Below are 22,513 nucleotides of genomic sequence, written 5' to 3'. Positions count from 1 at the left end.
AAAGAGGGGTGATAGTGGGGCATTTCATCGACCGGAAGATCACGAGGTCGGCCGCGTAACGCCTGCCCTTCCCAGCCGGTATACCAAGACGTACGATCAAGGACGCCCGGAGAGCACCGGCACTCTCGCGGATCACGAACCACAGGAGGCACCATGCGCACCCGCTGGCGCGCCCGGCACATCCTCGCCCACCAGGACGGCGGCCACGCGCTGCTGCAGGACGGCGAAGTGGTGTGGCAGGACGACACGGTGATCTACGTCGGCCCCCGCTACGACGGCCCGGTCGACGAGGAGCGCGACCTGGGCGAGTCCCTGGTGCTGCCGGGCCTCATCGACCTGGACGCGCTCACCGACGTGGACCATCTGGTCCTGGACTCCTGGGCGGGGCCCGAGCGGGGCAAGGGGCTGCAGTGGTCCCTCGACTACTTCACCCACCGCCGCCACGACGTGTTCACCCCGCAGGAGCGGTCGACGATCCGCGCCTACGCGCTCGCCCAGCTCGCGCTGCACGGCATCACCACGTTCATGCCGATCGCCTCCGAGGTGCACAGCCGCTGGGCCGAGCCGTACGACGAACTGGTCGACACGGCGCGGACGGCGCGCCGGATCGGGCTGCGCGGCTATCTCGGACCGGCCTACCGTTCGGGCGTCAACGTCGTTCTCCCGGACGGGAGTCGGGACGTCGCCTTCGACGAGGAGGAGGGCCGCGCCGGACTGCGTGCCGCCGTCCGCTTCCTCGACCACCTCGCCGAGCTGGACGACCCGCTGCTCACGGGCGTCCTGCTGCCGTGCCGCATCGAGACGCTCACCGAGGAACTGCTGCTCGAGACGGCCCGGATCGGGCGCGAACGCGGCGTCCTGATCCGGCTGCACGCGCTGCAAGGTCTGACCGAGCGGGACATCGTCCGGCGCCGCCACGGCATGACGCCCCTCGAACTCCTCGACACAACCGGCCTGTTGGGCCCGAACCTGCTCATCCCCCACACGGTGCTCCTCGACCGGCACCCGTCCGTGCACGGCGAGGACCGCGGCGACCTGGCCAGGCTCGCCCGCAGCGGCATCTCGGTGATCCACTGCCCGCAGACCTCGCTGCGCTACGGCGAGATGCTGCACTCCTTCCGCGCCTACCGCGCGGCCGGCGTCAATCTCTGTCTGGGCACGGACTCCTTCCCGCCGGACCTGATCCGCGGCATGGACGTCGGGGTGCACCTGGCGAAGATCGCCGACGGCCGGTCCGACGCCGCGCCCGCCGAGCACTACGTGGAGGCGGCCACGCTGGGCGGCGCCCGCGCCCTCGGCCGCACGGACCTGGGCCGGATCGCTCCGGGCGCCCAGGCCGACCTCGTCGCGTTCTCCCTCGACGACATCCGCGACGGGGTGCTCGACGACCCCGTGCGCACGTTCCTGCTCAACGGCACCGCGCGGCAGGCGACCGACTCCGTCGTGGCGGGCCGCCCGGTGCTGGTCGACGGCGGTCTTCCCGGCGTCGACCTGGACGCGCTGCGTCGCGACGCGCAGGGCCTGTTCGAGCGGATGCGCGCCGCGTACAGCGAGCGCGACACCGCACGCCGGGACACGGACGCGCTGTTCCCGCCGACGTTCCCCACGTTCCGCGCACCCGCCGCGGAGGTCCGCGGATGACGCCGGCCGTACTGGCGGAACCGCCCGTCGCCTCGCACGTGGCGCGCACCGAGGAACTGATCAGGGCCCGGGTCCACGACGGGACGTACCCGCCCGACACCCGGCTTCGCGAGCGCGAACTGGCCGAGTCGCTGGGTGTCTCGCGCGTTCCGGTGCGCGAGGCCCTGGCGCGCCTCGCCACCGAGGGGCTCGTCGTCCTGGAGCCGCGCCGCGGCGCCCGCGTACGGCGTCTGACGTTGCGTGACGTCGACGAACTCTTCGATCTCCGCCTGAGTCTGGAGGTGTTCGCCGCCCGCAGGTCGGCCGAGCTCGTCGCGGCCGGCGGCGACCACGCCGGTCTGCGGGCGGTGATGGACGAGGCCGAGGCCGCGACCGCGCGCGGCGACGAGGCGGGCATCGCTGCCGCGAACACCGCCTTCCACGCCGAGCTGATCACGATGACGGGCAACCGGCTGCTGCAGTCCTCGTTCCAGCCGTCGCTCGGTCTGATGCACTGGCTGTTCCGCATCACGGCCACCGACCGCGGGGCCGAGCAGCACTGTGCGGAGCACCGGCAGATCTGCGACGCGATCGGCGCCGGACGCCCGCGCCTGGCCGAGGCGCTCACCTTCGCGCACATCGACATCCGGCGGGCCCCCGTCATGGCGGCGCTGGCCGCGACCCTGCCCGCGCGCTGAGCCCTCGTCCGGAACCCGGTTTCCGGCCCGGCGATCACGGCGTAGCCTTCGTGCGAAGTCGGCGCCGCCCGCGGCGGCGTACGGGAGGGGACAACGGGATGACGGACGCGGCGGACCGGCCGTGGGTGCCATGGGAGTCGAAGCTCACGTCGGTGGTGGTGCACGCGCGGGGCGCGGTGTGCCGACGGCACACCCGGGGCGTCGTCCCGGCCGACGGCCGGGTGCGGGTGCACGGTCTGCCCCGGGTGCTCGACGCGCTGTCGCTGCGGGCCCGGGTGGTGGACGCGGCAGGGGTACGGGTCACGGGCGCCCGGATCGTCGTCGACGCCGAGCCGCTCGCGCCTGAGGCGCCGCAGGAGTTGCTGCGTGAGGCGGAGCGGTTGACGGAGGAGCTGCGGGCCGTGACCGCCCGCCGCGACCGGCAGCTGCGGCGGATCGAGGAGATCTCGGGCGTGCGCCCGGTCCCGCCGAACCGCAAGCGCGACGACCCGCACCGGCGCACCCCGGTCGACGCGTGGCTGAAGCTCGCCGATTTCGTCGACGGCCGGCTGGCGACGCTCCACGAGGAACTGACCGCACTGGAGGAGCGGCTCCGGCGGATCGAGCACGAGCGGGACCTGGCCGCGGTCCGTCTCGAGCAGGCTTCCGCCGACGAGCCGTCGGCTCCCGTGCGAACGACGGTCTCGGCCGCTCTGGACCTGGAGGGATCCGCCGACGGTCCGGTGGAGATCGAGATCGAGTACCGCGTGCCCGGAGCGGTGTGGGTGCCGTCGTACCGGCTGACGCACCATCAAGATGCGGACGGCGGACGGCTCGTGCTGCGTGCCTCCGTCGCGCAGCGCACCGGCGAGGACTGGAGCGGTGTGCGGCTGGGGCTCTCCACCGCCGATCTGCACCGGCCCACCGGCGTACCGAAGCTGCTCCCGGTGCGGATCGGCCGCCGCCAGCCCGTCCCGGCACCGTCCGGCTGGCGTGAACCCCCCGCGGGGCTCGGGGAGTTGTTCGCCGGGTACGACACGGCGGGTCCGCACCCCGCCGGGTGGGGCCCTGCGGTGGCGGGTGGTTACGCCGCCGGGGCGGACGAGGAGGACATCGTCACGGCCGAGCCCCCGCCGCGGCGGGCTGCCCGGCCCCGCGCGGGCGGCCGGGCCAAGGCGGTCGCGGCGCCGCCTCTCCTCGGCGCGGCGCCGGGGGCGCCCGCGGGTCTCGCCAGTGCTCCGCCGCCGGCGCCGGTGGCTCCCGGTGGCCCCCCGGCGGCGTACGGGGGCCCGCCTCCCCCGCCGCCGCCCGCGCCCGGTCCCCCGCGGCCCAGCACGGCCGAGCTCGACTACGCGGATCTGGTGCTCGCCGGACCCGACGCACCGGGTGGCGGCCGCGGCCTGCTCGCCCCCGGGACTCCAGCCGATCCGGTCGCCGCCGAGTACCGGCGCCGCGCGGAGTCGGTGGGATCGCTGCCGCTGCCCGGACACGCGGTGCGACCGCGCGACGCGGCCGGTTCCTTCGACCACCGGTACGACGCCCAGGGCCCCGCCGACATCCCGTCCGACGGCACCTGGCACACCGTCACCGTCACGGAACTCCCGGTCGGCCTGCGCACGGAGTACCTGTGCGTGCCGTCCGTCGAGGAGACGGTGTACGCGACGCTGGTCCTCACCAACGCCACCGACCAGGCCCTGCTCGCCGGCCCCGTGGACGTCACGGTAGACGGCGACCACCTGCCGACCACGGCGCTGCCCACGCTCGCCCCGGGCGGCACCGGGCGCGTCGGTCTCGGGCCCGCCGAGGCGATCCGGGTCGGGCGCAGGACCGAACAGCGCGAGTCCACCGCGGGGCTGCGGGGCACCACCACCGTCCTCGACCACCGCATCCACGTCGAGCTCGTCAACCGGCTGCCCCGCCCGGTCACCGTGGAGGTCCGCGAGCGCGTACCCGTCACCACGCAGGCCGACATCCGGATCGAGGAGCGGGCCGACTGGAGCACGCCGGAGGGCGGCGCCGAGCTGCCCGAGCCGCACGCGCCGGGGACCCGCCTGTGGCGGGTCGACGTGCCCGCGGGCGGCACCGCCGCGCTCGACGGCGGTTACGAGATCCGGATCCCGGCCGCCAAGGCCCTCGACGGCGGCAACCGGAGGAGCTGACACCCGCCATGACCGCATCCCCCGACCTCACCGTCACCACCGCCACCGAGCCGGTCCCGCTGCCCGTCACCGCGGTGACCTGCCTGGAGGACCGCGCGCACGTCGAACGCACCGCGACCCTGCAACTGGAGCCCGGAGTCCAGCAGGTGCGCCTCGGCCCGGTCAGCGCGCTGGCCGTCGACCGCAGCCTGCACGCCGACCTCACGCGCGGTCCCGAGGGCGCCACCGTGCTCGACGTGCGCCTGGTGCGCGCGTGGACACCGCGCGCTCCCGAGCCGCCCACCGACAGCGACTCCCCGCTCCGCCGCCATGTGCACGCCCTGCGCGAGGAACTGCGGTCCCTGGAGCGGCGCGGCGACCGGCTCGACGCCCGGCTGGACGCGCTGAGCCGGCTCGCCGCCGATCTGCTCCGCGAGATCGGGGAGGGAGCCGGGTACGGCGAGTGCGAACCCGAGCGCTGGTCCGCCGAGTTGGACCGCGTGGACGCCGAGCGCGCGGCCCACGAGGACGACCTCGGCGCCGTCCGGGCCCGCTCGACGACGCTTCGCAGCGAACTGCGGGACGCCCAGCACGCGTTGCACCTCAGCGAGGAGGAGCCGCCGGAGCTCACCGCCCATGTGGACGTGACGGTACGGTCGTCGGCCGCGGGCCCCGCCGAACTGCGGCTGGGGCATCTGACGCCGTGCGCGCTGTGGCGCCCCGCGTACCGGGCGACGCTCGACGGCGGGCAACTGACCCTCCAGACGGACGCGATGGTGTGGCAGCGCACCGGCGAGGACTGGACCGATGTCCGGCTGACCCTGTCGACGGCCCGTTCCTCGCAGTCGACCGTTCCGCCGCGGCTCGTCGCGGACCGGCTCACCCTGCGCGACCGGACCGCGGCCGAGCGCCGCACGGTCGACATCGAGATGCGCACCGAGAGCGTCAGCGACGTCGGCCCGGCGCCGGTGCCCGGTCTGCCGGGGGTGGACGACGGTGGCGAGGTACGCGTCCTGCGCGCATCCGCGCCGGTGTCGGTGCCCGGCGACGGGCATGCCCACCGGGTGCCGCTGCTGACCGGTTCCTCGCCCGCGCAGAGCGAGTACGTCTGCGCGCCCGAGCTGTCCCCGCTGGTCACTCAGGTCGTGCGGTTCACCAACACGAGCGGCCACGCCCTGCTGGCCGGTCCCGTGGAGCTGATGCGCGGCAGCGGATTCACCGGCCGGGGCATGCTGGAGTTCACCGCGCCGGGGGCCGCGCAGGAGCTGGCGTTCGGCAGCGTGGACACCTGTCGCGTGACCCGGGAGGACGAGGACAGCCGGGCCACGACGGGGCTGACGCAGCGGACGGTGACCACGCACACGGTGCGGCTGCACGTGTCCCGGTTCTCCGCCCCCGGCGAGGCCGACGACCGCGTGATCACGCTGCGCGAACGGATCCCGCTGTCCGAGGTGTCGCAGGTCGAGGTCCGGCTGCGCAAGGAGTCCTGCTCCCCCGCCCCTGACGCGCTCGACGCCGACGGGATCGCCCGCTGGGACCTCTCCCTGCCGCCCGGCGGCCGGCGCACGGTGACGCTCGTGTACGAGGTGTCGGCCGACTCCAAGGTCACCGGGCTCTGAGGGCGTTCCGGCCGAGATGCCCACTGCGGATCCGCGGTGGGCATCTCGCATACCGCAGCCAGATCCGGTCCTGCGGAACACCCCTGCTGACCAGCTCAGCACGATATGCTGATGCAGATAGTGCAAGCCATTTGCAGAACGAGGAGGGTCATGGCTACTCGGGCGACCGACGCCGGGACGAACCAGAGCGTCGAACGAGCGGTCTCGGTGCTGCGGGCACTCGACTCCGGCCGCGCCGAACTGCGCGTCTCGGACGTCGCCGAGCTCACCGGCCTCGGCTCCTCCACCACGTCCCGGCTGCTGTCCACGCTCGAACGCCTCGACATGGTCGAACGCGATCCTGTGAGCAACCTGTACCGGCTCAGCCTCGGCATCCTGCCGCTGGCGACCACCGCGGCGAACCGGCACCCGGTGCACCGCGCCGCGCGCATGGTGCTCCAGGACCTCGCCGCCCGTACGGGCCTGGGTGCCAACGTGGCGATCCGGCGCGGCACCGAGCTGATGTTCCTGTGCAACTTCGAGGGCACCCGCGCCCCCAAGTCGTACACGCAGGCCGGTCACACCGCCCCGCTGCACGCCACCAGCATCGGCAAGTGCCTGCTCACCGGGCTCACGCCGAAGGAGCGCCGCAAGCTGCTGCCCGAGCCGCTCGCCGCGCACACCGACTACACGACCACGAGCCACGACCTGCTCGACAACGAACTGGACAGCGTGCGCCGCTCCGGCTTCGCCGTCGAGGCCGAGGAGCGCGCCCTGGGCCGCGCCTCGCTCGCCGCGCCGGTCCGTGACGCCTCGGGGGACGTCGTCGCCGCGATCTCGCTGTGGGGCCCCACCTCGGTGCTCGGCGACCACGCCGACGCGGAGGGGCAGCGCCAGGCCCTTCCCCGTGCGTGTCCGGACCTCCTGGAGGTCCGGACACCCAGAAGCGCTACGCCCCGTACGCCTTGAACGCGATCACGTGCGCGCGGGACGCCCCGTGCGTCGCGTCGACGACGAGCCGCAGCGCGTCGGTGCGCACCGGTCCGCCGTCGGGCCCCGTCAGTTCGTGCACGCGGTGGCGGCGGCGGTTGTCCGTCACGGTGAGCAGGGTGTGCCAGGTGCCGTCGGCGGCGCGGCTCTGGACGCGGTAGTCACGGACGAGTTCCGGCATCACCTCGAACGGGGTGCGGTGCCGGTGGAGGTTGTTGAGGTACTCGTCGACGTCGTCGTCGAACACGACGCGCACCTCGGTGAGCCGCTGCTCCTGCTCCCACGCGAGGCTCAGCCACTCGCCCTCGTCACGGAGCGGTTCCGACACCCACATCTGCGGTCCTCCGTAGGCGCGCTGGAATCCGCCGACGGCCCGCTCGGGCGCGAACGCCGCCGTGTCCGGGCCCGTACGGAAGGCGAAGGTCCGGCGGCGCAGGCCACGGGCCTGCCACTCCAGGACCAGCTGGCCGTCCTCCTCCGGGATGTCGTGGTCGACGGCCGCGTCGCCGTCGACCCGGCTGCGCAGCGCCAGCACACCGTCCGTGCGCTCGTCCACCAGGACCAGGGCGGTGTCCGGGCAGGCGCGCACGATCAGGACGGCGTTGTGCGGGGCGTCCGGGCGGTGGTCGAGGCGGGCCGTGACCCGGTGCGGTCCCGTGCCGGCGTCGGCGGGGACGGTCACGGTGGTGGTGAGCAGACGGTCGACGGGGACGGCGTTCTCGGCGAGGCCCGTGCCCCACAGCTCCACGGTCAGTTCGCGCTCCGCGCCGTCGGCGGCGCCGTGCACGAGCAGCTCGACGGTGTCGAGCGCCGGGTCCACGGGCAGCAGCAGCGCGAGGTCGCGGGTGAGCGGGTACGGCTCGCCGGTGGTGCCCGGCGCCGGTTCGGCGGCGAGCAGGGCGCGGTGCGAGGAGGCGCCGACGCGGGCGGTGCGGGCCAGGTTGTCGGGGTCGTCGTCGGCGATGCCGATCACCGAGGCGTCCTGGCGCAGCAGGGTACGGCGGACCAGCTCGGGGCGCTTGGTGGCCAGTTCGCGCGGGGTGAGGCCCTCGGTGACGCAGAGCGCGGCGGCGGTGCCGGCCGCCTCGCCGATGGTGGCGCAGGTGGCCATGACACGGGTGGCGCCGAAGGCGATGTGGGTGGCGGAGATGTTCCGCCCGGCGAACAGCAGGTTCGCCACGTTCGCCGAGTACAGGGAGCGCAGCGGGATGTGGAAGATGCCGTCCGCGTAGCGCTGGCGGGCGCCCGGTTCGTCCGCGTACATGCCCTGCACGGGGTGGAGGTCGACGGACCAGCCGCCGAAGGCGACGCGGTCCTCGAACTGCCGCTGCCCGAGGATGTCCTGCTGGGTGAGGACGTGGTCGCCGAGGAAGCGGCGGTACTCGCGCTTGCCGGGCAGGGAGCCGACCCACTCCAGGGTGAGGTTCTCGGCGTCGGGGAACTCACCGGAGTTCTTGATGTGGTCCCAGATCCCCATGATCACGGACTGGAGTTCGTCGCGGATCCGCTCGTTGTCGTGGACGGTGTCGAGTTCGCCGCCCCACTCGATCCACCAGTAGTCGCAGCCGTTGTCCCCGGTGCGCAGGACGCGGTTGCGCAGGATGGGAGTGGTCTTCAGATCCTTGGCGTAGGCGGGCGGCACGAACTTCACCGGGCGGCCCGCGTCCTTGGTGTGGAACAGGATCGTGGAGCCGAGCAGCGCCTCGTCGCCCTCCTCGGGCGCCCAGGGCTCGTCGAACTCGGCGCGCGCCTCGCGACCTATGCGGTAGCGGGCGCCGGCGAGATGGCCGAGGAGTCCGTCGCCGGTGCAGTCGAGGAACTGGCGGGCGTGGAAGGTGATGCGCCGTTCGGAGCCCATCATCCAGCCGGTGCAGGAGTGCACCTCGCGTGCGTCCTGCGGGCCGCTCGCCTCGACCTCGCGCACATCGGTGTTGAGATACAGGTCGATGTTGGGCTCGGCGAGGACGGCGTCGAGGACGACCTGGTCCCAGTAGTAGGGGTTGCCCTCGGGGTTGCGGAACTGGTTCTCGGTGTACAGCTCGCCCATGATGCCGGTCTCCCGCGCCCAGCGGTGCACGCCGTGTGCGGTGGCGCCGCAGACCCAGACGCGGACCTCGCTGCTGGCGTTGCCGCCGAGCACCGGGCGGTTGTTGACGAGCGCGACGCGTCGGCCGAGCCGGGCCGCGGCGATCGCCGCGCAGGTCCCCGCCAAGCCGCCGCCGATGACGGCGATGTCGTAATGGACCTCTTCTTCCCGCACGGTGCGGCCTCCTGGGTATGTCGCGATGTGAAGCTCGGGCGCCCCGCGCAGCAGCGGAGCGGCCTTGAACGTACATCACATGCATATTGTGCAACCACTGTTCAGCCAGTGGGATCCGTTGTAAGTTTCCTTCGCAGCCGCCGGCACGGCTGTGTACGAGCCGCATTTCACGTTCATGGCAGGTAGGGCGAGTTCGCCGGTCCTGCGCAGAACCGGCGATTCACCGACCAAAAGGGTTGACGTCGTCGCGCCATATGGAGAACGATCCCGCATGCTGCAACTTGCGTTCAATGGGGCATGGACGGCGTTCACACAGGGCCCCGGCGCTCCTGCCCCGTTCGAGAGGACACACCCATGAGTACGGCCGCACCTCCCCAGAAGGTGGCTCCACCGCGTCGGCGGGACCGTGAGCGGACCGGCGGGCGACTCTCCAACGGCGCGTTCGCCCTGCTGCTGACCGCTCCGGGACTCGCCCTGTTCGCGGCGATCATCTTCTACCCGCTGCTGTCCGCCCTGGTCACCGGCTTCTTCAAGCAGGACCTGCGGCTGCCGGGCCGGGAGTTCGTCGGCCTCGAGAACTTCACGTACTGGCTGAACGGTGACTTCCTCACCATCTTCAAGCAGACGCTGATCTTCACCGTCGGCGCGACGCTCGTCCCGTTCGTCATCGGTTTCGCCCTCGCGCTCGCCCTCAACACGGGCCTGAAGGGCAGCGGCTTCCTGCGCGGTCTGTTCCTCTTCCCCTGGGTGATCCCCGGGGTCGTGGTCTCCTTCCTCTGGATGTGGATCTTCAACGCCAACTACGGCGTCCTGAACGGCATCCTCATGAAGGCGGGGCTCATCCACGAGTCCATCTCCTGGCTCGGCCAGCCCGGCACCGCCATGCTCGCGGTCATCATCACCAAGACCTGGGCGAGCTTCCCCTGGATGATGGTGATGCTCCTCGCCGGTCTGCAGACCGTGCCCAAGGAACTGCACGAGGCCGCGTCGATGGACGGCGCAGGCGCGATCCGCCGCTTCTTCAACGTCACCTGGCCGCAGGTCAGCGGGGTCGCCTCGATCGTGCTGCTCCTGGAGTTCATCTGGAACTTCCAGCACTTCGACACCATCTACGTGCTCACCGGCGGCGGCCCCGCAGGTTCCACCGAGACCTTCGCGACCGCCGTCTACCAGACCGCGTTCAAGGGCTTCGACATCGGGCGCGCGACCGCGCTCGGCGGGCTGTGGATGCTGCTCCTGCTCGTCCTCGTCGCCGTCTACCTCAGGATCACCGACCGGAAGGGCGACGACGCCCGATGACCTCCACGACCCCGACGCCCTCCCCCGTGGCCTCCATGACCTCCATGACCTCCACCCCGCTCGCCGGCACCGACCGGGCGGACCGGTCCGAGACCGCCTCCGGGCCCACCGCCCGGCGCCGGATACGCAAGGACCATGTGCGCTCGCGGATCGTCGCCTGGACCGCGGTCGTCGTCATCGGCGCCTTCGGCCTGCTGCCGGTCTACTGGCTGCTCGCGACGGCGCTGAGCACGCCCGAGTCGACGTTCCAGTTCCCGCCGAAGCTGATCCCCACCGATCTCACCCTCAGCAACTTCACGGCCCTCGCCGAGAACGACCAGCTGATCAAGTACCTGATCAACTCCCTGGTCGTCGCGTCGATCACCGCGGTGCTGAGCGTGATCGTGGCCACGTACATGGGGTACTCGTTCTCCAAGTTCCGCTACCGCGGACGCCGCTCCCTGATGCACCTGGTGCTGGCCTCGCAGATGTTCCCGCAGGCCCTGCTCCTCGTGACGCTGTACGCCGTGTTCTCCAGCTTCGGCCTGCTGAACACGTACACCGCGCTCGTGCTCTCCTTCACCACGTTCACGATGCCGCTGTGCGTGTGGATGCTGAAGGGCATCTTCGACACCATCCCGGACGCCCTCCTGGAAGCCGCGTCGATCGACGGCGCGTCCCGCTGGCGCACCCTGCACTCGATCGTGGCGCCGCTGGCCGCGCCCGGCATGGTCGCAGCCGGTCTGTTCGCCTTCGTCCGCGGCTGGAACGACTTCATCTTCGCGGTGACGCTGGCCGACAAGGAGAAGCAGACGCTGCCGCCCGGCCTCGTCTCCACCTACATCGGTGAATTCCAGACCGCCTGGCCCCAGCTGATGGCCGCCTCGCTCGTCGTGTCGGTCCCCGTGATCGTCGCCTTCATGTTCCTGCAGCGCTACCTCGTCGGCGGCATGACCGCCGGATCGGTCAAGTAGCCCACCGCTGCCCCGTATCGCGCTCGTCACCGAGCCGATCCCCAGCTCGCGATCCAGTCGCACCCCCGCGGGCCGAGCCCGCACGCGCCCCCACATCCTTCCCTTCCGTCCCACTCCCCCATGGAGACACCATGACCACCTCTGGCATCAGCCGTCGCGGCGCGCTGCGCATGTTCGGTATCGGAGCCCTCGGTGTGGCCGGCGCCGGTGTGCTCGGCGCCTGCGCCCCGTCCGGGCCCAGCACCTCCTCCAACGGCGGCGACACGAAGTCCAAGAACTTCGACTTCACCTCGTGGTCGCTGAACGAGGAGGCGGCCAAGCCGTCGATCGAGAAGATCATCAAGGCGTGGGAGAAGGACCAGAACTCGAAGATCCGCGCGGTCTCGTACCCGTACAACGAGTACCTGAGCCAGCTCACCCTGAAGCTCGGCGGCGGCGAGACCACCGGCGCCGTGCACCTCGACATCGCCTGGCTCGCGGCGGTCGCGCAGATGGGCAAGCTCGCCGACCTCGGCTCGGTGGCCGGCAAGGGCGGCTACACGGACGTGGCGCTGAACAGCGGCAAGTACGACGGCAAGCAGTACGGCCTGCCGTGGAACACCGGCTCGATCGGTGTGATCGCCAACTCCAAGCTCCTGAAGAAGGCCGGCATCAAGGAGCACCCGGTCACCGTCGAGGACTTCGAGGCCGCGCTGCGGGAGCTGAAGGGCCTGGGCGGCGGGGTCGTGCCCTACGCCGCCGCGACCAAGGTCGCGCAGCTCAAGGACATCTTCCCGTGGATGCAGACCTTCGGCTGCACGCTGCTGGACGGCGGCAAGGTGACGATCGGGGACGACGCCTCGATCGATGCCGTCACCTGGTACAAGAAGCTGCACGACGAGAAGCTGATCGCCGCGGACGTGGACCGCTTCGACGCGCGCGCCCTGTTCAGCCAGGGCAAGGCCGCCTTCTACGACGACGCCATCATCGGCAAGGGCGTGACCGCGGCCCAGTCGAAGGACAAGACGCTGGCCGACGCGATGCAGCCGATGGAGCGCCCGGTCCTGAAGGCCGGTGACACCCCGCAGGCGCTGCTGTGGGGCGGCGTGATCGCGATCGTGAAGGGCAAGGGTCAGGACGCGGCGACGGACTTCGCGCTGCACACCACCACCGACCAGGCCACCGTCGCCCAGTACTTCACCGAGCGTGCCCTGCCGCCGTCGACCACCAAGGGCCTGGCCGACCCGAAGGTCGCCCAGGACACGTTCAGCACCGAGTGGACCGAGAAGATCACGAAGACGGCGACCGGCAGCCCGTTCTGGCAGTTCGCGCAGAACGCCCAGATCGAGGAGGCCGTCGCCAAGCAGGTCCAGGCCGTCCTCGTCGGCAAGTCGAAGCCGAAGGACGCGATGAAGCAGGCCGGCGAGGAGGTCGCCGCGCTCATCAAGCGCTGACCCGCGCCATCCCCCAGGGACCCGGGGCCCGGTGAACGTCGTACGGCTGTCACCGGGCCCTGCGCTGTCCTGCCCCCGAACCGGCCCGTCCCGCGGGCCACTCCTGTACGGCATCTCACCGCACCCGCGAAGGAGTTCACCATGAGACGTTCCCGACTGCGCACGTACGCCGCGTCGGCGGCGACACTGGCCGCCCTGCTGATGCCCGTCTCGGCCGCCCGCGCCGACGATCCGGCGGCGACCGCCGCGACGGCGACGGTGATCGAGAAGGTCCCGTACACGATGGACTCGTCGAACCAGGCGGCGTGGTGGACGCCCGCGGCCACGTACAAGGGGCGCGGCCAGTACACGTACTTCGCGTTCAACGAGCCCGGCTCGACGGAGACCACGCACCGCCCGGCGATCGCCCGCCGTGACCCCGACGGCGTGTGGAGCCGGCTGCCGCTGCTCAATTCCGACGGGACGCAGGCCGAGTTCGTCGACGACAACGGCCACAACCAGCCGTCGATCGCACGGGACGGCAGCGGCCGACTGCACGTGTTCACCTCCATGCACGCCAATCCCTGGCGCTACTTCCGCACCGAGGCCCCCGGCGGCGACGTCACCGACCACGCCGCCGAGCTGCCCGACCAGGGCGAGGGCATCACGTACCCGGTCCTGACCACGGCCCCGAACGGCGACCTGTACCTGGCCGCCCGGGTCGGCACCGGCGCCGACCAGCGGCCCGGCAAGCTGTACCGCTGGGACAACGCCAACTCCCGCTGGAGCGTGGTCGCCACCTTCGCGAGCGCGCTGTACCGCTCCGTGTACCCCGACGATCTGACGGTGGACTCGGCCGGCCGCGTGCACATCCTCTTCGAGTGGGCCAAGGCCCCCGCGGTGGCGTTCCGGCACATGCTGACCTACATGGTGTACGACCCGTCGACGGGGACCTTCTCGGACAGCAGGGGCGCCGCGGTCACCACCCCGGTCACCCCGGACACCTCCGACGTGATCCAGGGCTTCACCACCGACGAGGTGTGGAGCAACGACAACGCGTACACCGGTCCTGCCGTGCAGAGCGCGAAGCTCACGCTCGACGGCTCCACCCCGAAGGTCGCCTACCGCTACCGCTCGACCGAGAGCGCCGGGAACTTCCGTGTGTACTACGCGTACCCGAGCGGCAGCTCCTGGGTGAGCAAGACCGTGTACGCGGGCGGGCAGACCTCCGCGGCGCTCGGCATCACCTGGGACGAGACGGACACCAAGCGGGTCTACTACGTGACGACGTCCGGCACGGACCGGGTGTTCGCCGCGACGCAGGCCGCGGACGGCTCGTGGACCGCGGAGTCGGCCGCGCCGGGCGTGACCGCGGACCGGCTCGCCGTGCGGCGGGACTCGGACGGGAACGACGTCCTGTACCTGCCCGACACGGCGAACCACGCGCTCTACTACGGCCGCCGCTGAGTCCCGGCGCCGTCGCGGTGTCCTCCTGGCGTGTCGGCGGCCGATGAGTCTCGCCGCGCCGGATCGCCCGCACGGTGGGAAGGTCTCCCACCGTGCGGGCGGGAGCCCGGGACGACGAGGACTCGCATGCCCCCCGCCGTTCGGCCCCGACCATCCGGCGAACTCGCTCCACCACCTGGCCGCCCTCGACCGGACGTCCCGACTGTGATCCCATGTGGGTCCGGCGGAGGAGGCGGGGTGCGGCGCATGGACACACGGGTACTCGCGGGCGCCCTCGCGGTGATCTGTCTGCTGCTCACCGGGCCCAGCGCCCCCAGTGGCGACCCCGCACCCCACCCGCTGCCCACCGACGCCGCCACGGGATTCGTCGCGAACCGGGTCATGACGTGGAACATCTGCAACCCCTGCCGGAGCAGCGGCCAGAACATGGGGCGCGCGGCCGACATCGCCACGTACGCGCCCCAGGTCGTCGCCCTCCAGGAGGCGTGCGTCCGTGATGTCGACGAGATCCGGCGCTATCTGAAGCAGTACTACGGGCTCGACTACCACGTCGCGTACGGGTCGGTGCTGCGCAACTGGAGCCGCTGCGGGGGCCTTCCGTGGCACCCGGGCGGATACGGCCAGGCGATCCTCTCGGCCGCGCCGATCACGGACGGACGGCTCGTGGAGTATCCCGACGGCGGGTCCGAGGACCGCGGTTATCTGGAGGTCACCACCACGGTGGCCGGCCGGCCCGTGCGCGTCTTCGACACGCACCTCGCCGAGCGGCGCCAGGAGGAGGTCCGCGCCCGGCAGGTCCCCGTGCTCGCCGCCGAGGTCGCCCGGCACGACCGGGCGATCGTCCTCGGCGACTTCAACGCCGTGCCGGACTCCCCCGAACTCCACGCCATGTGGCCGCTGGCCACCGACGCGAACCCGGCGTGCCGCCCGTCGTCCGGCGGCGACTGCGAGCCGACCACCGACTGGTACAGCAGGTTCGACTACGTCTTTCTGCGCGGCATCACCGCACACGCCGACCGTGTGCGGCCCAGCGCGTACTCGGACCATCATGTGGTGTACGCCGATCTGGCCCCGCTCTGAGGAGACCGCATGCCGAGGTTCGCCGCGAACCTGACGACCCTGTATTCCGAGCACGCTTTCCTCGACCGTTTCGCGGCGGCGTCGGCGGACGGCTTCGAGGCCGTCGAGTATCTCTTCCCGTACGCCTACGACCCCGCCGAGCTGCGCCGCAGGCTCGACGACCACGGGCTGCGGCAGGTGCTGTTCAACGCGCCGCCCGGCGACTGGGACGCGGGCGAGCGCGGGACCGCGGCGCTGCCCGGCCGCGAGGCGGAGACCCGCTCCGGGATCGAGCGGGCGCTGGAGTACGCGGCCGTCGTCGGCAGCCCGCGCGTTCATGTGATGGCCGGCGTCGCACCGGCGGGGACGGAACCGGCGGCTCTGCGCGACACCTATCTGGCCAACCTCGCGTTCGCCGCCGAGCGGGCCGCGGCCGTGGGCGTGGACGTGCTGATCGAGCCGATCAACGGCCGTGACATGCCGGGGTACTTCCTCCGGCGGCAGGCCGCCGCGCACGCCGTGGTCCAGGAGGTGGGGGCGCCCCGTCTCAAGGTGCAGCTCGATCTGTACCACTGCCAGATCGTGGAGGGCGATCTCACCACGACGCTGCGCCGCGACCTACCGACCGGCCGGGTCGGGCATCTGCAGATCGCGGGCGTGCCGGACCGCCACGAGCCGGACTCGGGCGAGCTCTCCCTCGGTCATCTCTGCGCCGTGATCGACGAGTCGGGCTTCGACGGGTGGATCGGCTGCGAGTACGTCCCGCGGGCCGGTACGCGTGCGGGGCTCGGCTGGTTCACCGCCCTTCGAGGTCTTCGAGGAGTGCACGCATGAGGGTCGTCGTCACGGGTGGCTTCGGTTTTCTGGGGCAGCGGGTGGCTCGCGCCCTGCTGGAGCGGGGCACGTTCGACGGCGTCCCGATCGACCGGCTGGTCCTGGCGGACCTGGTCGTCCCGGACGGATCGCCGCCGGCGGCCGACCCGCGGGTGGACGTCGTCCAGGGGGATCTCACGGACCGGCTCGGCGCCCTCTTCGCGGACCCGGTGGACGTGGTCGTGCACCTGGCCGCCGCTGTGTCGGCCGCGTGCGAGGCGGACTTCGACCTCGGCATGCGCGCCAATCTCGACACGACCCGCGCACTGCTCGACGCGGCCCGTGCCCAGTCGGCCGCCGGTGGGCCGACGGTACGGCTGTTCTTCTCCAGCAGCGTCGCGGTGTACGGGTCCGACGCCGCGCTGCCGCTGCCCGCGGTCGTCACGGAGGCGACGCTGCCCGCCCCGCGGTCGAGCTACGGCGTCCAGAAGCGGATCTGCGAGCAGTTGATCGCGGAGTACACCCGCCGGGGCTTCGTCGACGGCCGGGTGGCCCGGCTGATGACGGTGGCGGTGCGGCCGGGCCGGCCGAACGCGGCCGCCTCCGGCTTCCTGTCCGGCATCGTGCGCGAACCGCTGGCGGGCCTGCCTGCGGTCTGTCCCGTCGCCCCGGACCTGCGCGTCGCGCTGGCCTCCCCGCGCCGCACGGTGGAGGGCATCCTCCGTGTCGCGCAGGCCGAACGCGGCGTGGGCCCCGGCCTGTTGAACGGCACGCTGCCGGTCAACCTGCCGGCGCTCACGGTCACGGTCGCCGAGATGCTCGGCACGCTGCGCGCGCTGGCGGGCGACGCGGTCGCCGATCTGGTGACGCTCGCCCCCGACCCGGCCGTGGAGGCCATCGTCGGCTCGTGGCCCGCCGTCGTCGATCCCGCGCGGGCGAACGGTCTCGGGCTCGCGGCCGATCCGGACTTCGCGTCGGTGGTGCGGCAGTACGCGGCGGAGCACCGGGAAGCCGTCGTCGTACCGGTCCGGTGACCGGCCGCGGGAAGCCCCGCGGCACCCGCCGGTTCGAGCGCGGGAGCGTACGGGCCCACGTGCCGTCAGGTGTCGCCCCGGTACAGCGCCGTGAGCAGTTCGATCACCTGCTGGGTGGCGGGGTGCGGATCGTCGGACCACCAGGCGATCCGCACCGCGATCGGCTCGGCGTCCTTGACGGGCCGGTAGACGACACCGGGCCGCGGGTACTGGTGGGCGGTGGACTCCGCCGTCATGCCGAGGCAGCGGCCGCCCGCGATCACGGTCAGCCAGTCGTCGACGTCGTGGGTCTCCTCGATCGCGGGGCGGGACTCGGGCGGCCACAGTTCGGGGGTGGTGGTGCCGGTACGGCGGTCGATCAGCAGGGTCCGCTCGCTCAGGTCGGCGAGTCGCAGCGACCGGCGCCTGGCCAGCGGATCGTCGGCGGACAGGGCGCACAGCCGCCGCTCCAGGCCGATGATCGCGCTGTCGAAGCGCCGCGCGTCGACGGGCCTGCGGACCACGGCGATGTCGCAGCGGCCCTCGGCGAGCCCGGCGGTGGCGGAGTGCGTCCGCACCAGGTGCAGATCCGTCTCCGGGTGTGCGCTCGCCCAGCGGCGCTGGAACGCGGAGGTGTGCCGTCCGACCGCGGACCACGCGTAGCCGATCCGTACGCTGCTGCGGCCCGACGTGGCCTCCTGGACCAGGTCGTCGACCTCCCCGAGCACCCGGCGGGCGTGCGCCACCACGCGGGTGCCGCTCGCGGTCGGGGTCACCTCGCGCGAGGTGCGCCGCAGCAGCCGTACGCCGAGGGCCCGCTCGAGCGCGGCCAGGTTCCGGGACACCGCCGCCTGGGAGACGCCGAGCCGGATCGCGGCGTCGGTGAAGGTGCCCTCGTCGACGATGGCGACGAGGCAGCGCAGGTGACGGAGCTCCACATCCATACGCCCAGCGTATGGCTATGGGCGTCGGTGCATTTTGCGCATGGCGGCGGACGGCGCACGCTCAGCGCATGCCAGACGCCTCCGCAGCGCGCCCCGTGTCCCCTGCCCCGCTCCCCGCGCCCGCCCCTGCCCCTGCCCCTGCCCCTGCCACCGCCGTCGCCGTCGGAGCCCCGGTGGCCGCCGGGCAGTTGGCCGGTGTCGCCACCGTGCTCGGCAGCGGCCTGTCGAACCAGGTCGGCGCAGCGATCGGTTCCGTGGCGTTCCCCGTGCTCGGGCCCGTGGGGGTCGTCGCGGTTCGCCAGTACGTGGCCGCGCTCGTGCTGTTCGCCGTGGGCCGGCCCCGGCTGCGGAGCTTCACCTGGGCGCAGTGGCGTCCGGTCCTGGGGCTCGCGGTGGTCTTCGGGACGATGAACCTGTCGCTGTACACGGCCATCGACCGGGTCGGCCTCGGTCTGGCGGTGACGCTGGAGTTCCTCGGTCCGCTCGCCATCGCGCTCGGTGCCGCGCGGCGCCGGATCGACGCCTGTTGCGCGGTGCTCGCCGCCGCGGGTGTCGTGGCCCTGATGCGTCCTCAGCCGTCCACGGACTACCTGGGCCTGGGCCTCGGGCTGCTCGCCGCGAGCTGCTGGGCGTCGTACATCCTGCTCAACCGCACCGTCGGCCGCCGCGTCCCGGGCGTGCAGGGTTCCGCGGCAGCCGCCGGGGTGTCCGCGCTGCTGTTCCTGCCGGTGGGTGTCGCGGTCGTGCTGCACCGTCCGCCCACCGTCGGGGCCGTGGGCTGCGCGATCGCGGCCGGGGTGCTGTCGTCCGCCGTGCCCTATCTCGCCGATCTGCTCACGCTGCGCCGGGTGCCCGCCCAGACGTTCGGCCTGCTGATGAGCGTCAATCCGCTGCTCGCCGCTCTGGTCGGGTGGGTCGGGCTCGGCCAGCGACTGGGCCGGCTCGAGTGGGCGAGCATCGTGGCGATCATGACCGCCAACGCGGCGAGCATCCTCGCGCGCAGGAGGTGAGCGGCGGAGGTGAGGGGCCCTCGGGTCTCAGATCAGCGCGCGGATGGCGCGCCCGAAGTCGTCGACGTGCTCGGCGGCGAGGGTCGCCGCCTTCGCCGCGTCCCCCTCGATGATCGCCCGAAGCAGCGCCCCGTGCTGGTGCACGTGCTGGTCGAGGCCGTCGAGGCGGTCGATGAACAGGCACCAGATGCGGGTGGCGAGGTTGTCGTAGCCGACGAGCGTGGCTTCGAGGTACGGGTGGTGCGTGACGGCGTAGACGGCGCGGTGGACCGCCATGTCGAGCCGGATCAGCTCGGTCTCGCGCTCCGGTCCGCGCGCCCTGCCCGCCCCGCCCGCCGTCTCCATCCGTTCCAGCTGCTCCAGGTGGCCGTCGAGCATGTCGCGGTCGGCCGACGTGGCGCGGCGGCTGGCCAGCGAGGCCGCGAGTGGCTCCAGCTCCTGACGGACCTCGCAGATGTGGCCGAGGTCGGCGATGTTCACCTCGGTGGCGAACGTGCCGCGGCGCGGGTACGCGACGATCAGCCGCTCGGTCTCCAGGCGCCCCAGCGCCTCGCGCACCGGCGTGCGGCCGAGACCCAGTTCCTCGGCGAGCCGGCCGTCGTGCACCGGTTCGCCGGGGCGGATCCGCAGGGTGACCAAGACGGTCCGTGATCGTCCGGTACGCCTGCTCGGCGAGGGACACGCCCTGCGCCGCCCCCTCGGCCGCGGATGCGGAGGCCATGCGCCGCTCCCTCGCTTCCCCTCGACTCGATGTGTCAGGAGTGGGGGATTGCCGTAGCGCGGCCGCAGACTGACATATCAGTCCTGTGACGCTGGGACCGGCGCCGGCTCCGCGGGTTCGAGCCGTATGATCACCGACTTCGACGTGGGCGTGTTGCTCCGTTCGGCCACACTGTCCAGCGGCACCAGCACATTGGTCTCGGGGTAGTAGGCGGCGGCCGAGCCGCGCGGTGTCGGGTAGGCGACGGTGCGGAACCCGTTCGCCCGGCGCTCGACCCCGTCCTCCCAGACGCCGACCAGGTCCACCAGGGCGCCCTCCTCGATCCCGAGTTCCGCGAGGTCGTCCGCGTGGGTGAGGACGACGCGCCGGGCGCCCTTGATGCCGCGGTACCGGTCGTCCATCGCGTACGGGACGGTATTCCACTGGTCGTGCGAGCGCAGCGTCTGCAGGATCAGGTGGCCGGGCGGGGCCGTCAGTGCGGTGAAGGTGTTCGCGGTGAAGACGGCACTGCCACTGGCCGTCGGGAACGTCATCGAGTTCACCGGGTTGGGCAGCGTGAAGCCGCCGGGTTCGCGCACCCGCCGGTTGAAGTCGTGGAACCCCGGGACCACGTTCGCGATGTGGTCGCGTACGAGGTCGTAGTCCTCCTCGTACTTCTGCCAGGTGATCCCCTGCTCCTCCCCCAGCACCAGGTGGGCGAGGCGGCTGATGATGGCGACCTCGCTGAGCAGCGCCGGGGAGGCGGGGGCGAGGCGGCCGCGGGTGGTGTGGACGTCGCTCATGGAGTCCTCGACCGTCATGAACTGCTCGCCGGTGGCCTGCAGATCGCGGTCGCTGCGGCCCAGCGTGGGCAGGATCAGCGCCGTGTCGCCGCACACGGTGTGCGAGCGGTTCAGCTTGGTGGAGATGTGGGCGGTGAGGCGGCAGTTGCGCAGGGCGCGTTCGGTGACGTCGCTGTCGGGGGTGGCGCGCACGAAGTTGCCCGCCACGCCCAGGAAGACATGGGCGCGGCCGTCGCGCATGGCCCGGATCGCATCGACGGAGTCGAGGCCGTGCCGGGTGGGCGGCGCGAACCCGAACTCCTTCTCCAGGGCGTCGAGGAACGACTGCGGCATGCGTTCCCAGATGCCCATGGTCCGGTCGCCCTGGACGTTGCTGTGTCCGCGCACCGGGCAGACCCCGGCGCCCGGCCGTCCGACGTTGCCGCGCAGCAGCAGGAAGTTGACGACCTCCCTGATGGTGGGGACGCCGTGCTTGTGCTGGGTGAGGCCCATGGCCCAGCACACGATGACGCTGCGGGACTTCAGGACCCGCTGGTGGACCTCTTCGATCTCCTCGCGCCGCAGGCCGGTGGCGGCGAGCACGTCGTCCCAGTCCAGGGCGCGGATGTTGTCGTTGAAGACACCGAAGCCGGTGGTGTGGGCGGCGATGAAGTCCTGGTCGAGCACGGTGCCCGGGGCCTTGTCCTCGGCTTCCAGGAGCAGCAGGTTCAGCGCCTGGAACAGGGCGAGGTCGCCGCCGGGCCGGATCTGCAGGAACTGGTCGGCGATCCGGGTGCCGCGGCCGATGATCCCGCGCGCCTTCTGCGGGTGCTTGAAGCGCAGCAGTCCCGCCTCGGGCAGCGGGTTCACGGCGACGACCTGGCCGCCGCGCCGCTTGGTCTCCTCCAGGGCGGTGAGCATCCGCGGATGGTTGGTGCCGGGGTTCTGGCCGACGACGAACACCAGGTCGCTGTTGTGCAGGTCGTCCAGGCTGACGCTGCCCTTGCCGATGCCCAGGGTCTCGTTCAGGGCGGAGCCGCTGGACTCGTGGCACAGGTTGGAGCAGTCGGGCAGGTTGTTGGTGCCGTAGGCGCGGGCGAACAGCTGGAGCAGGAAGGCGGGTTCGTTGGCGAGGCGGCCCGAGGTGTAGAAGAGCGCCTCGTCGGGCTGGTCGAGCGCCTTGAGCTCGTCGGCCACGAGCGTCAGGGCCTCGTCCCAGCCGATGGGCTCGTAGTGGTCGCCGCCCGGCCGCTTGACCATGGGCTCGGTCAGCCGGCCCTGCTGGTTGAGCCAGTAGTCGGAGCGTTCGGCGAGTTCGCTCACGGAGTGCTCGGCGAAGAACTCACGGGTGACGCGACGGGTCGTCGCCTCGTCGCTGATGTGCTTGGCGCCGTTCTCGCAGTACTCGTTGCGGTGCCGCTCCTTCGGCGCGCCCTCGGGCCAGGCGCAGCCGGGGCAGTCGATGCCGCCGGCCTGGTTGATGGTGAGGAGGGTGAGCGCCGTGCGCTGCGGCGAGGTCTGGCCGAGCGCGTACGTGAGGGCGTGGGCCACGGCGGGTGCGCCCGTCGCCCAGGTCTTGGGCTTCTTGACGGAGAGTTCCTCTTCCGGCTCGACGATCTCGCCCATACCCATCACCTCAACGTTCCGTCCGTGGACCGCGCGCCTGCGTGGCCCGCGCACAGCAGCATTCGCCCGGGTCTCCCGCACGGTCAAAGCGGAAGATCCGATGGCTGATAGGCGGTTACGATCACCAGGGCCCCGGCAGCCGATTGCGTGCG

At 72.2% G+C, this 22,513-nt stretch carries 16 protein-coding genes and 1 pseudogene; 13 read left to right on the top strand and 4 right to left on the bottom strand.

Going from position 1 to position 22,513, the window contains the following annotated elements:
* Positions 1-153 precede the first annotated feature (153 nt).
* From J3486_RS02445 to J3486_RS02425, 5 genes are all read left to right on the top strand, one after another.
* On the top strand, positions 154-1,641 hold the full coding sequence (locus tag J3486_RS02445) for a chlorohydrolase family protein (protein ID WP_207818231.1): 1,488 nt from the start codon (positions 154-156) through the stop codon (positions 1,639-1,641).
* Positions 1,638-2,318: a GntR family transcriptional regulator gene (locus J3486_RS02440; protein ID WP_207818230.1), complete on the top strand. Its 681-nt coding sequence runs from the start codon at positions 1,638-1,640 to the stop codon at positions 2,316-2,318. Before J3486_RS02445 ends, J3486_RS02440 begins: the two co-directional genes overlap by 4 nt.
* A 98-nt stretch (positions 2,319-2,416) precedes the next feature.
* Positions 2,417-4,456, top strand: coding sequence for a DUF4139 domain-containing protein (locus J3486_RS02435; RefSeq protein ID WP_207818229.1), 2,040 nt, complete (start codon positions 2,417-2,419; stop codon positions 4,454-4,456).
* Positions 4,457-4,464: 8 nt separating this feature from the next.
* Positions 4,465-6,054, top strand: a complete 1,590-nt coding sequence (locus J3486_RS02430; protein WP_207818228.1) for a mucoidy inhibitor MuiA family protein — start codon at positions 4,465-4,467, stop codon at positions 6,052-6,054.
* Positions 6,055-6,204: 150 nt separating this feature from the next.
* Entirely contained in the window at positions 6,205-7,002 is a 798-nt protein-coding gene (locus tag J3486_RS02425) for an IclR family transcriptional regulator (protein ID WP_207818227.1), read from the top strand.
* Here the strand turns inward: J3486_RS02425 and J3486_RS02420 are convergent.
* A complete protein-coding gene (locus J3486_RS02420) occupies positions 6,983-9,283 on the bottom strand; it encodes an FAD-dependent oxidoreductase (RefSeq protein ID WP_207818226.1) in 2,301 nt (766 codons plus the stop codon). The genes J3486_RS02425 and J3486_RS02420 overlap by 20 nt on opposite strands.
* Positions 9,284-9,637: 354 nt before the next feature.
* Between J3486_RS02420 and J3486_RS02415 the strand changes: the two genes are divergently transcribed.
* The 7 genes from J3486_RS02415 (at position 9,638) to denD (ending at position 17,320) form a co-directional block, all read left to right on the top strand.
* Positions 9,638-10,582, top strand: coding sequence for a carbohydrate ABC transporter permease (locus J3486_RS02415; RefSeq protein ID WP_207818225.1), 945 nt, complete (start codon positions 9,638-9,640; stop codon positions 10,580-10,582).
* Complete coding sequence (locus J3486_RS02410) at positions 10,579-11,535, top strand: carbohydrate ABC transporter permease (RefSeq protein WP_229377347.1); 957 nt, start codon at positions 10,579-10,581, stop codon at positions 11,533-11,535. Before J3486_RS02415 ends, J3486_RS02410 begins: the two co-directional genes overlap by 4 nt.
* 131 nt (positions 11,536-11,666) lie before the next feature.
* Positions 11,667-12,968 carry an extracellular solute-binding protein gene (locus J3486_RS02405; RefSeq protein ID WP_207818224.1) on the top strand — a complete coding sequence of 434 codons (1,302 nt, stop codon included), beginning with the start codon at positions 11,667-11,669 and terminating at the stop codon, positions 12,966-12,968.
* A 141-nt stretch (positions 12,969-13,109) separates the two neighbouring features.
* Positions 13,110-14,414, top strand: coding sequence for a BNR-4 repeat-containing protein (locus J3486_RS02400; protein ID WP_207818223.1), 1,305 nt, complete (start codon positions 13,110-13,112; stop codon positions 14,412-14,414).
* A 246-nt stretch (positions 14,415-14,660) separates the two neighbouring features.
* On the top strand, positions 14,661-15,494 hold the full coding sequence (locus tag J3486_RS02395; protein WP_207818222.1) for an endonuclease/exonuclease/phosphatase family protein: 834 nt from the start codon (positions 14,661-14,663) through the stop codon (positions 15,492-15,494).
* 9 nt (positions 15,495-15,503) lie between these two features.
* Positions 15,504-16,307: a 2-oxo-tetronate isomerase gene (gene otnI, locus J3486_RS02390; protein WP_207818221.1), complete on the top strand. Its 804-nt coding sequence runs from the start codon at positions 15,504-15,506 to the stop codon at positions 16,305-16,307.
* Positions 16,304-17,320, top strand: coding sequence for a D-erythronate dehydrogenase (gene denD / locus J3486_RS02385; RefSeq protein ID WP_207818220.1), 1,017 nt, complete (start codon positions 16,304-16,306; stop codon positions 17,318-17,320). Before otnI ends, denD begins: the two co-directional genes overlap by 4 nt.
* 65 nt (positions 17,321-17,385) lie before the next feature.
* Here the strand turns inward: denD and J3486_RS02380 are convergent, their stop codons facing one another.
* Positions 17,386-18,243, bottom strand: coding sequence for a LysR family transcriptional regulator (locus J3486_RS02380; protein ID WP_207818219.1), 858 nt, complete (start codon positions 18,241-18,243; stop codon positions 17,386-17,388).
* A gap of 68 nt (positions 18,244-18,311) precedes the next feature.
* Between J3486_RS02380 and J3486_RS02375 the strand changes: the two genes are divergently transcribed.
* Positions 18,312-19,253: a DMT family transporter gene (locus tag J3486_RS02375; protein ID WP_207818218.1), complete on the top strand. Its 942-nt coding sequence runs from the start codon at positions 18,312-18,314 to the stop codon at positions 19,251-19,253.
* 27 nt (positions 19,254-19,280) lie between these two features.
* On the opposite strand, the pseudogene J3486_RS02370 reads toward J3486_RS02375, so the two are convergent.
* Positions 19,281-19,974 (bottom strand): annotated as a pseudogene (locus tag J3486_RS02370) (GntR family transcriptional regulator).
* Between the two features lie 77 nt (positions 19,975-20,051).
* On the bottom strand, positions 20,052-22,361 hold the full coding sequence (locus J3486_RS02365) for an FdhF/YdeP family oxidoreductase (RefSeq protein ID WP_207818217.1): 2,310 nt from the start codon (positions 22,359-22,361) through the stop codon (positions 20,052-20,054).
* Positions 22,362-22,513 lie beyond the last annotated feature (152 nt).

Source organism: Streptomyces sp. VRA16 Mangrove soil (assembly GCF_017377775.1).
In the GTDB taxonomy this organism is placed as follows: Bacteria; Actinomycetota; Actinomycetes; order Streptomycetales; family Streptomycetaceae; genus Streptomyces.
Note: the sequence above shows the minus strand (reverse complement) of the source record. Positions and strands in the feature narration are given on the sequence as shown.